General features: G+C 33.0%; 9 protein-coding genes. All 9 read left to right on the top strand.

The window, feature by feature from the left end; genetic code table 11:
• Nucleotides 1-1,555, top strand: a 1,555-nt coding sequence (locus AC1RO3_RS03335) for a DNA translocase FtsK (protein ID WP_481761196.1), incomplete at its 5' end; no start/stop codon positions are given.
• Between the two features lie 69 nt (nt 1,556-1,624).
• Complete coding sequence (murC, locus tag AC1RO3_RS03330; protein WP_481761401.1) at nt 1,625-2,956, top strand: UDP-N-acetylmuramate--L-alanine ligase; 1,332 nt, start codon at nt 1,625-1,627, stop codon at nt 2,954-2,956.
• A gap of 297 nt (nt 2,957-3,253) precedes the next feature.
• Nucleotides 3,254-3,955, top strand: coding sequence for a Bax inhibitor-1/YccA family protein (locus AC1RO3_RS03325; RefSeq protein ID WP_481761197.1), 702 nt, complete (start codon nt 3,254-3,256; stop codon nt 3,953-3,955).
• Between the two features lie 152 nt (nt 3,956-4,107).
• A complete protein-coding gene (polA, locus tag AC1RO3_RS03320; protein ID WP_481761198.1) occupies nt 4,108-6,789 on the top strand; it encodes a DNA polymerase I in 2,682 nt (893 codons plus the stop codon).
• 21 nt (nt 6,790-6,810) lie between these two features.
• Nucleotides 6,811-7,644, top strand: coding sequence for a DNA-formamidopyrimidine glycosylase (gene mutM / locus AC1RO3_RS03315; RefSeq protein ID WP_481761199.1), 834 nt, complete (start codon nt 6,811-6,813; stop codon nt 7,642-7,644).
• A 2-nt stretch (nt 7,645-7,646) separates the two neighbouring features.
• A complete protein-coding gene (gene coaE / locus AC1RO3_RS03310) occupies nt 7,647-8,246 on the top strand; it encodes a dephospho-CoA kinase (RefSeq protein WP_481761200.1) in 600 nt (199 codons plus the stop codon).
• Between the two features lie 32 nt (nt 8,247-8,278).
• Nucleotides 8,279-8,767: a transcriptional regulator NrdR gene (gene nrdR / locus AC1RO3_RS03305; protein ID WP_409022693.1), complete on the top strand. Its 489-nt coding sequence runs from the start codon at nt 8,279-8,281 to the stop codon at nt 8,765-8,767.
• 27 nt (nt 8,768-8,794) lie between these two features.
• A complete protein-coding gene (locus AC1RO3_RS03300; protein ID WP_481761201.1) occupies nt 8,795-10,174 on the top strand; it encodes a replication initiation and membrane attachment family protein in 1,380 nt (459 codons plus the stop codon).
• The gene (gene dnaI, locus AC1RO3_RS03295) at nt 10,174-11,112 is read left to right on the top strand and encodes a primosomal protein DnaI (protein WP_409022691.1); all 939 of its coding nucleotides are present in this window, start codon (nt 10,174-10,176) and stop codon (nt 11,110-11,112) included. Before AC1RO3_RS03300 ends, dnaI begins: the two co-directional genes overlap by 1 nt.
• Nucleotides 11,113-11,233 lie beyond the last annotated feature (121 nt).

The following is an 11,233-nucleotide window of genomic DNA, read 5'->3' as shown; positions in this document are numbered from 1 at the left end:
ACAAGAAGTACAAGAAGTACAAGAAGTACAAGAAGTACAAGAAGTACAAGAAGTACAAGAAGTACAAGAAGTACAAGAAGTACAAGATAGCTATTATGATAATCAGTCAGATGAAGAAGTCAAAAGGTCAGATGCAAGTTATCAATTTCCATCACTTGATTTATTACCAGATCCTATTTTAGAAAATGCTGGTGAATTAGATGATTGGGTACTTTCTCAAATTGATGTATTAAATAATACATTGGAAGCATTCCATGTTAATGCAGAAGTTGATGGCTGGACAGTTGGGCCAACGGTGACCCAATTTGAAGTATCATTAGCTGCTGGTGTTAAGGTAAGTAAGATTACCAACCTTGTTGATGACTTGAAACTAGCGCTTGCTGCAAAAGATATCCGTGTAGAGGCGCCAATTCCTGGACGTAGTAGTGTTGGAATTGAAATACCTAATTTAAAATCAAGACCAGTCCTTCTCTCGGAAGTATTGAGATCTCCAGTGTTTATAGAAAATAAATCACCATTGACGGTGGCGTTAGGTGTCGATTTATTTGGTGAAGCACAAGTAACTAACTTACAAAAAATGCCGCATGGATTAATTGCTGGTGCTACAGGGTCTGGTAAGTCAGTTTTTATCAATAGTTTATTAGTTTCTATTTTATATAAGGCAACACCAAACGAAGTTAAATTGTTATTGATTGATCCTAAAGCTGTCGAATTAGCGCCATATCATGATATTCCTCATTTATTAGCACCTGTTATATCAGATGCAAAAGCAGCTTCGGCAGCTTTGAAATGGGCTGTTGATGAAATGGAAGAACGCTATCAAAAATTAGCTGCAGCTGGAGCTAAAAATATTGGTAACTTTAATCAAAAAGCAGAAGCTAATGGCGATTTTGGCCTAAAGATGCCGTATATTTTAATTATTATTGATGAATTAGCTGATTTAATGATGGTTGCTTCAAATGAAGTTCAAGAATATATTGCAAGAATTACACAAAAAGCTAGAGCAGCAGGAATTCATTTAATTCTGGCTACACAACGACCAAGTGTTGATGTTGTTACGGGTACAATTAAAAATAATATTCCAACTCGAATTGCATTTATGGTTTCTAGTCAAATTGACTCGAGAACTATCTTGGATACGGCCGGTGCTGAAAAATTACTTGGACGAGGCGATATGCTCTATCTAGGTAATGGATCAAGTCAGGCTGTTAGGTTACAAGGAACGTATATAGAAGATGAAGTAGATTTAATTACAGATTTTGTTAGAACTCAAGGAAAGCCAAGATATGCATTTAATCCAGATGGACTGAAAAAAATGGCAGATCAAAATGAACAACAAGATGATTTATTGCCAGGTATTTTAGATTTTATTGCGCACGAACAAACCATTTCAACTTCTAAATTACAGCGCGTCTTTTCAATTGGGTATAATAGAGCTGCCAATATTATTGACGAACTTGAAAATCAGCAACATATCTCACATGCTAAGGGGTCGAAACCTCGAGATGTGTATTTAAATGAAGATGAACTCAGACGGATGAGAGAAGAATTTTAACGACAAACTGAATATTAACTCATTTTATGGTAAAATTATGAATGAATAATGTCAGAAAAGGGGATAATGATGAATAACCAAAAAGTATATTATTTTGTAGGAATAAAAGGCTCAGGGATGAGTTCTTTAGCATTAATTTTACACGATCAAGGATTTAAGGTTGAAGGCTCTGATATTGACCAATATACATTCACACAACGTGGATTAGAATTAGCTAATATTAAGGTTTATTCATTTGATGAAAAAAATATCCATGAAGGTTTGACTGTAATTGCGGGAAATGCATTTACAGCGGATCATCCTGAACTTAAAAAGGCACGTGAAATGGGATTAGATATTGTCAGTTATCCTGAAATGTTAAGTCGATTAATGGAAGGTTACACAAGTATTGGTGTTGCCGGCTCTCATGGTAAAACAAGTACAACAGGATTGCTTGCACATGTCTTAAGTGGTATTGCACCAACGAGTTACTTAATTGGGGATGGTACTGGTAAAGGAAAACCTGATGCAAGATTCTTTGTTTATGAAGCAGATGAATACCGTCGACATTTTGTTGCCTATCACCCAGATTATTCAATTATGACTAATATTGATTTTGATCATCCAGATTATTTTACTGGTATTGATGACGTTTTTGATTCATTTGAAACAGTTGCAAAACAAACCAAAAAAGGAATATTTGCTTGGGGAGATGATCCTTTACTCCGTAAAATAAAAGCTGATGTTCCAATTTATTATTATGGTACAAAGGATTCTGATGATTTCCAAGCTCGTGATATAAAACGAACAACTAAAGGTTCTGAATTCGATGTTTATTATCACGATACATCATTAGGTCATTACCAAATTCCAATTTTTGGTGAACATAATATCTTAAATAGTTTGGCCGTTATTGCTGTTTCGTATTTTGAAAAAGTTGATTTAGAAGAAATTGCAAGTGAATTATTAAGTTTTAAAGGGGTTAAACGCCGGTTTAGCGAAAAGTATATTGGTGATATGACAATTATTGATGATTACGCACATCATCCATCAGAAATTAAAGCAACAATTGATGCTGCTCGTCAAAAATATCCTGATAAAGAATTAATTGCGGTCTTCCAACCACATACGTTTAGTAGAACTATTGCGTTGATGGATGATTTTGCAATTAGTTTGAATCTTGCCGATAAGGTTTATTTAACGGATATTTTCAGTTCTGCTCGTGAAACATCAGGTAATGTTTCTAGTGAAGATCTTGGTGCAAAGATTGTTAAGGGTGGCGAGATTATCAAACTTGATAATCTTTCGCCATTACTTGATTACAATAATGCAGTTGTTATTTTTATGGGCGCTGGAGATGTCCAAAAATATGAATATGCATATGAAGAATTATTGAGTAATTTAAGTTTTAAAAATAATTAGTTGCTGAAAAAGAAATGATTTTCGAATCATTTCTTTTTTATTACTTAATTTTTTTTTACGAAAAGTGAAAATTCTTGATAATTTTACATGATTTGGTACACTTGTCCTTATACATACAAGGGGTTATCCTTTAAAAAGGTTAATGCTGTATGAGGTTAAAAGTCATGTTGTATTCTGATTAAAATAAGTAGTATTGCTCTAACTTATTTCATTTTATTAAATTAGTTGTAATAGGTTTTAGTGTATTAATCACAATATTTTAAACATGATTTCTTAATTAACAAGGAGGAAAATAAGATGGATAATCAAAATAGCGTTATTATTAATGAAAAAGATGGATTAAATCATTTTTTAGCAAAATTATATGGGTATATGGCGCTTGCAGTTGGCGTTTCAGCTGTCACAGCATTTTTAACATTGACAGTATTTCAAAAATTAGTTTATGGCTTTATGGCAGAACATTCATGGTCAATTTGGGCATTATTTATTGTCCAATTGGTGGTTGTCTTAAATATTAACGTAAAGGCATCAAGGGCACCATTTGTAACATTTGCTTTATTGATGGGGTATTCTGTACTTGAGGGCGTAACGTTGTCGTTGATTATATCAATGTATTCAGTCGGGAATATCATTGCTGCATTTGCCGCAAGTTCGGCTGTATTCGTTACGATGACCATTTTAGGAAATGTTACTAAACGAGATTTAACTAAATTAGGCACACAGGCATTAGCAGCTTTGGTTGGACTAATTGTTGCTTCATTTGTAAATTTATTCTTACAAAGTGAACTTATTAATTACGTATTCTCATATATCGCTGTGATTATTTTCACCATTTTAACAGCGTGGGACACACAAAAATTAAGACAAGTATTTTTACAACGAGATAGCAATGTTTCAGTTTCTAACTTAGCTATGACAGGTGCACTAATGTTATATCTTGATTTTATTAATTTATTCATTTCATTCTTACAAATCTTTGGTTACGGTGGTAGAGATTAGTAATTCATAAATAAGAAGGTTAAACCTCCAAGTTAAGGATTTATAACTTGGGGGTTTTTATTACTTTATTGAGTTATTAGCGTATTCATTATTAATCACGGCTGATGTTTGGTAAAATAGAGATAGAGATTTTCAAAGGAGACGGATATTAAATGACTAATACTAATGAGAAACTACTATTGATTGATGGAAACAGTATTGCCTATCGTGCATTTTTTGCATTGTACCAATCTGTAGATAGATTTACAAACCAAGCTGGGTTACATACAAATGCATTATATGGGTTTAATAATATGTTGAATGTCATATTAGATACCGAAAAACCGACACATGTATTAGTTGCATTTGATGCAGGAAAGACAACATTTAGAACTAAAAAATATGATAATTACAAGGCCGGTAGATCAAAAACACCGCCAGAACTAAAAGAACAAATGCCATATTTTAGAGAATTACTAGCAGGATACGGCATTAAAACTTACGAATTAATTGATTTTGAAGCAGATGACATTATAGGCACAATGGCAAAAAAAGGTGAAGAAGCTGGATATAATGTGACTATTGTGACTGGAGATCGAGATTTAACACAATTAACAACCGATAAAGTAACAGTTTCTGTCACAAAAAAAGGCGTTAGTGAAATCGAAAAATTTACACCAGAGCATGTAATGGAAAAATTTGGATTAACACCATTGCAAATTATTGATATGAAGGGATTAGTTGGCGATACGTCAGATAATTATCCCGGTGTTACTAAAGTTGGTGAGAAGACTGCAATTAAATTATTAACAGAATATGACTCAATGGAGAATCTTTACGAAAATATTGATCAATTAAAGAAAAGTAAAATGAAAGAGCATTTAATTGAAGATAAAGATCAAGCATTTATGAGCAAAGATTTAGCCAGAATTCGACAAGATGCACCTATCACAATCGATTTTCCTGATACAAAATGGGATGGAAAAGACTTAGATAAGTTAGTTGCTTTCTATGAAAAAATGGATTTTAAAAAATTTTTAAGTCAATTAAATTTAAATTCAGCATCAGATAGTGTAGAAATGAATTTATTTCCAGAACCTAAAAAGACAGATTATAAAGTATTAACTAGTGATAATTTAGATGAATTATCTAAATTATCACAACCAATTTCTTTTTATTTAGAGATGTTGGAAGATAATTATCATACAGCAGATTTTGATGGATTTGCGATAGGTGATGGCAATCAATTTTTCGTAACACGAGATGTTGATTTGTTAAAATCTAAAACTTTAGTTTCAATTCTTTCAAATGATAAAATTAAAAAGAATGTATTTAATTTTAAACGTAATTATGTAGCATTGAACCGATTGGACATTCAACTTGCAGGAACTGAATTCGATCTTTTGTTGGCTTCATATTTGTTAGATACAAGTGATAATAGTAATGATCTTAGTAAAGTTGCACAGAAACATGATTACTATGACGTTAAGTCTGATGAAGAGGTATATGGTAAAGGCGTTAAACGTGCAATTCCAGAAGATGATGATATTTTCTTTAGTCATATGGCATCGAAAGTTGACGCCTTAAATCTTTTGAAAGAACCATTAATGGCCGGATTAGTTGATCATGAGCAAATGGATTTGTACACGGATATGGAACTTCCTCTTTCACTTGTATTAGCCAAGATGGAAATTCAAGGCATTAATGTGGATGCCGATAGATTGAAGATTATGAAAAAGGAATTTTCAACTATTTTAAGTGATATGGAAACTAAAATTTATAGTGAAGCTGGTGAAGAATTTAATATTAATTCACCAAAACAATTAGGCGTTATTTTATTTGAAAAATTAAAATTACCTGTTGTTAAAAAAACTAAAACAGGTTACTCAACTGCAGTTGATGTTTTAGAACAACTTAGTACAATAGCTCCAATTGCAGATTTAATTTTAAAATATCGACAAATTGCAAAAATTCAATCAACGTATGTTGAAGGATTATTAAAAGTTAGACATGAAGATAAGAAAGTTCATACAAGATACCTACAAACACTGACAGCGACAGGCCGATTATCATCTGTAGATCCTAATCTACAAAATATTCCGGTCCGCGTTCCTGAAGGTAAGAAAATTAGACAAGCATTTATACCTGAACATAAGGGATGGAAAATATTCTCATCTGACTATTCACAAATTGAGTTGCGTGTTTTGGCCCATATTGCGCATGATGCTAATATGCAAGAAGCTTTTAAAGAAGGAATCGATATCCATGCTAATACAGCAATGAAAATTTTTAGTTTAGAATCGCCAGATGACGTGACGTCAAATATGCGTCGAACAGCTAAGGCAGTCAATTTTGGGATTGTTTATGGTATTAGTGATTATGGATTGTCACAAAATATTGGGATTACTAGAAAACAAGCACAAACATTTATTGATACTTATTTAAATGAATTTACAGGCGTTAAGAACTACATGGAAAGCGTTGTGCGTGAAGCTAAAGATAAGGGCTATGTTGAAACATTATTCCATCGTCGTCGTTATTTACCAGATATTAACAGTCGAAACTTTAATTTACGTTCTTTTGCTGAAAGAACTGCAATGAATACCCCAATTCAAGGTAGTGCTGCGGATATTATTAAAGTAGCGATGATTAATATGAACAAAATGTTAGAAGAAGAACATTTACAAGCCAAAATGTTATTACAAGTACATGATGAATTAATTTTTGAAGCACCTGAAGAAGAAATTGCTATCTTGCAAAAGAAAGTTCCTGAAGTTATGGACGCTGCTGTTTCTTTAGAGGTTCCTTTAAAAGTTGAGAGTGCGTTTGGTGATAGTTGGTTTGATACTAAATAAAAAGTGGTTGGGGGTAATTATATGCCAGAATTACCAGAAGTTGAAACGGTTCGAAGAGGTCTTAGTCAATTAGTTATAGGTAAGACAATTAAATCAATTGATGTTTTATGGCCTAAAATTGTATCTGGGGATGTACTAGATTTTAAGCGTGAATTAGAAGGTAGAAAGATTGAATCAATCGATAGACTGGGTAAATACTTACTTTTTCGTTTTGATAGTAAAATGACAATGGTTTCTCATTTAAGAATGGAAGGCAAATATTTTGTCCGTGGATCAGATGAACCAATTGAAAAACATTCCCACGTCATATTTCATTTAACTGATGGGCAAGATTTAAGATACAATGATGTTCGTAAGTTTGGACGCATGCAACTAATCCCCACAGGTCGAGAACGTGAACTTTCGGGACTTAAGAAGCTAGGACCAGAACCGACAGAAGATGATTTTAAGCTCAGTTATTTCAAAAAATATTTATCTCGTAAGCATATGGCAATCAAGCCTGTGTTATTAAATCAAGAAGCGGTTGCTGGTCTTGGAAATATTTATGTTGATGAAGTTTTATGGATGAGTAAAATTAATCCGGAACAGCCAGCAAATTTAATTTCTGATAGGAAATTAGCTATATTACGTAAAAATATTATTCTTGAGCTAGCCACTGCGGTACAAGCTGGTGGAACAACAATTAGATCCTATACGGGTGCGTTTGGTGAGACGGGTTTGTTCCAATTTGATTTGAATGTCTATGGTCAAACAGGAAAACCATGTCCTAGATGCGGAGCGCCTATTGTTAAAATAAAAGTGGCACAACGAGGGACACACTACTGTCCACATTGCCAACCGTTAAAGGAAGTTTAAAAATGACTTATATTCTTGGACTAACTGGTGGCATAGCAACAGGTAAATCAACAGTTAGTCGTATTTTTAGAGAAGAAAATATCACAGTTATTGATGCAGACGTTATTGCGAGACAAGCTGTTGAACCAGAATCTGTAACATTAAAAATAATCATTCAAACATTTGGTGAAAAATATTTATCATTAACCGGGAATTTGAATCGAAAAGAGTTAGGTCAGCTAGTTTTTAATGATGCAACAGAGTTAAAAAAATTGAACGGCATTATGGTTCCTGCTATTAGAAAAGAAATCTTGTCACAAATAGAAGTCCAAAAAAAATTAGGTAGCCAGTTAATTATTTTGGATATGCCTTTATTATTTGAGCAAAACTACCAATTACTTTGTGATGCAGTAATGGTTATCTATGTACCTGAAACAGCACAATTAGAACGTTTAATGAAGCGGGATGAATTGTCTTTAGATGAGGCGATGTTAAGGGTTAAAGCACAATGGCCCATTCAAAAGAAAAAAGATTTAGCAGATTTTGTAATAGATAATTCAACAACGGTTGCCGTTACAAGGGTTCAAGTGCTAAACTGGCTTAGTAATCAAATTAATGGTTAAATAATGTAAATAAAAAATAATGAGGTGTCACAATGAAATGTCCACATTGCCAACATAATGGCTCTCGAGTCGTTGACAGTCGACCAACAGATGAAGGTCGCGTTATCAGACGACGTCGTGAATGTGAAAATTGTGAATTTAGATTCACAACATTTGAACGAGTTGAAGCTACACCACTACTTGTTATTAAAAAAAATGGAACACGTGAAGAATTTAATCGTGAAAAGATTCTTAAAGGTATTATCAGTTCTGCTGAGAAAAGACCAGTTTCAATGAAAGCTATCACTCATCTTGTGGATCAAGTGGAAAATAATGTTAGAGCATTAGGTGAAAATGAAATTTCTAGCCAACTAATTGGTGAATATGTTATGGGATTATTGGCTGATGTAGATGAAATTGCGTACATTAGATTTGCTAGTGTTTATCGCCAATTTAAAGATATGAGTGTTTTCTTAAAAGAATTAAATGAAATGATGGCTCGTGATAAAACACCTACAGATAAACCGGATTTGAAGGAATGATAATCAATGATTGATATATGCGGAAATATGAGTCCGAAAGACGGTTATGTCGTTTTAATGGATGAAAAAGTTACAAATGATGATATTGAACGACTAGACTACTTGTATCAACCTGTTATGGGTGTGATTGCGAGTGGTCTATTTGCTCTATTGAAAGGTGAGGCAGGTCAAAATCCACAATTATCTAATCGAAAGATGCATAGTGAATTACTTGCATTACTAAATATTGACATAGCAATGTTTTATGAAGCAAGAAGTGCCCTTGAAGCTTTAGGGCTTTTGAAGAGCTTTGAAAAAGAGGATGCAATAGGAAAAGTTGTTGTCTATCAATTGCGTCGACCTTTGCAAGCAACTGATTTTTTTACAGATGATTTACTAAGCACTTTACTCTGGGAATCGATTGGTGATGGTAGGTACAAAGAAATTACCACTCGATTTGCGTTACCAATTTTAAAATTAGATGGCTTCAAAGAAACATCTAAAAGTTTCTTAGATGTTTTCCAAGTTAATCAAGATCATTTGTCTAATAAACCTGATATTATTTCTGAAAGTAAAAAAGTTTTTTCAACGGACAAGAAGATACCGAAAAAGTTAGTTGAGTCAGGTAGTATTGAGTCATTTGATTTTAAATTTTTTATTGAACTACTGGAAAAGAGTTTCGTTTCTTTGGATAATATCAATGAACAGCGGGATTTAATTATTTCAGAGCATCTCTTGTATGGTATTGATGAAATCGAAATGGCCCAATTTATTGGAGATTCAGCTGACTTATCAACAAATGAAGTTGATTATAATTCATTCAAGCAACATATTGCTCACAAATATAATCAACAAATTAAACTGAAAAAACAAGAAGATTTAACAAGTAGTGATAATAAAAAGGTTAATATGAAATCTGTTGAAACGCTAAAAAAAGTTGGTTTTTCTGAAGAGGATTCGCAGTTAATTCTTGCGAGTGAAGCCTATAAACCTTTTGATTTTTTGAAATCGTTAAAAGAAAGCAAGGGTGGATATGTCACTGACAGTGAAGCATATCTGTTACAGCAACTTATTCAACGACAGATATTTTCTAATTCAGTCATTAATATTCTGATTCATTACATTTTGATTGACCGTGATTTATCAACACTTAATAAATCGTTTGTCGATACTATGGCTAATGATTGGTCACAGCAAAAAGTGAAGACACCTGAAGAAGCCATTAATCAGGTTCGACAATTTAACAATAAAAAGACTGAAACTAAGGCGTCAAACCAACGACAAAGAAAAATAATTAAAAAAGAGACATTGCCTGATTGGGCTAAAGATGACTATCAAGCACCAAAAGTGGATGTAAAAGTTGATAAGGATGAACTAAAAAGACAACTTGCTGAATTTAATAAAACAGCACCCAAAGGAGGAAAATGATGGAAGATTTAGGGACAGAAATCAAAAAATTTCTTGAAAAGGACAACCTGAGTGAAAGATATCCTAATGTTAATTATCGTGATTTAATGAGAAAAGTTTATGAAGATTCAGATGTCATCGCTTTTTTAGATAGAAATAAAGCTGAATTAACAGAGGATAGTATTCGACGCGCTGATGCAAAATTGTATGAATTCTTATCTGAAAAAAATAAAATTATTCTTGGTAAAGGAATGATAGCACCAGGTTATAAGCCACAATTGGTTTTGAATAATCATATGATTGATGTTTCCTATGTACCAACAGATTCTTTTATCGAGGCTCAAAAAAGTAGAGCATTAGCTAAGCGAGTTAAATCAATGAGTATGTCTAAAGATATCAAAAACGCGACTATGAATGGCTTTGATATGGATGAACGTGGGGATGCACTTAGCCAGAGTTTAAAATTTATAACAACATTTGTTGATAGTCCTAAATCTTATCACCAAGCAATGTATTTTTATGGTAGCTTTGGCGTTGGTAAAACATATCTTTTAGGTGCTATGGCCAATGAATTAGCAAGTCGAGGATACCAAACGACTTTAATGCATTTCCCTAGTTTTGCAGTTGAAATTAAAAATGCTATTAGTGATAATCGTGTTTATGACATGCTAAATGCTGTTAAAAAATCTGAAATTTTAATGATTGATGATATTGGTGCCGATGCAATGTCTAGTTGGGTTCGTGATGATATTTTAGGTGTTATTTTACAATATCGCATGCAAGAAGAATTACCAACTTTCTTTAGTTCTAATTTTTCGATGAAACAACTAGAAGATGAGCATTTACGTATTAGTCAAAAGGGTGAAGACGAGCCTCTTAAGGCAAAAAGAATTATGGAACGAATTCACTTTTTAGCAAAAGAAGTTAAGATTGTTGGAAAAAATCGTCGACCTAAATAAGAATAATAGTTGCTAAATTTCACTAAAAATGGTTAAATAGTTATTAAATTGATACGGAAGATTACATTCTTTTTTTATGTCCGCAGGGAGGGAAAGCATAGCTGAAAGCTTTTCTGGCAGA

The organism is Dellaglioa sp. CoH-57-MRSF-19 (assembly GCF_056781975.1).
Note: the sequence above shows the minus strand (reverse complement) of the source record. Positions and strands in the feature narration are given on the sequence as shown.

What these genes read in the sequence shown, in the direction of transcription:
- murC (WP_481761401.1), top strand. Translation starts at nt 1,625, where the DNA reads ATGAATAACCAAAAAGTATATTATTTTGTAGGAATAAAAGGCTCAGGG.
- AC1RO3_RS03325 (WP_481761197.1), top strand. Translation starts at nt 3,254, where the DNA reads ATGGATAATCAAAATAGCGTTATTATTAATGAAAAAGATGGATTAAAT.
- polA (WP_481761198.1), top strand. Translation starts at nt 4,108, where the DNA reads ATGACTAATACTAATGAGAAACTACTATTGATTGATGGAAACAGTATT.
- mutM (WP_481761199.1), top strand. Translation starts at nt 6,811, where the DNA reads ATGCCAGAATTACCAGAAGTTGAAACGGTTCGAAGAGGTCTTAGTCAA.
- coaE (WP_481761200.1), top strand. Translation starts at nt 7,647, where the DNA reads ATGACTTATATTCTTGGACTAACTGGTGGCATAGCAACAGGTAAATCA.
- nrdR (WP_409022693.1), top strand. Translation starts at nt 8,279, where the DNA reads ATGAAATGTCCACATTGCCAACATAATGGCTCTCGAGTCGTTGACAGT.
- AC1RO3_RS03300 (WP_481761201.1), top strand. Translation starts at nt 8,795, where the DNA reads ATGAGTCCGAAAGACGGTTATGTCGTTTTAATGGATGAAAAAGTTACA.
- dnaI (WP_409022691.1), top strand. Translation starts at nt 10,174, where the DNA reads ATGGAAGATTTAGGGACAGAAATCAAAAAATTTCTTGAAAAGGACAAC.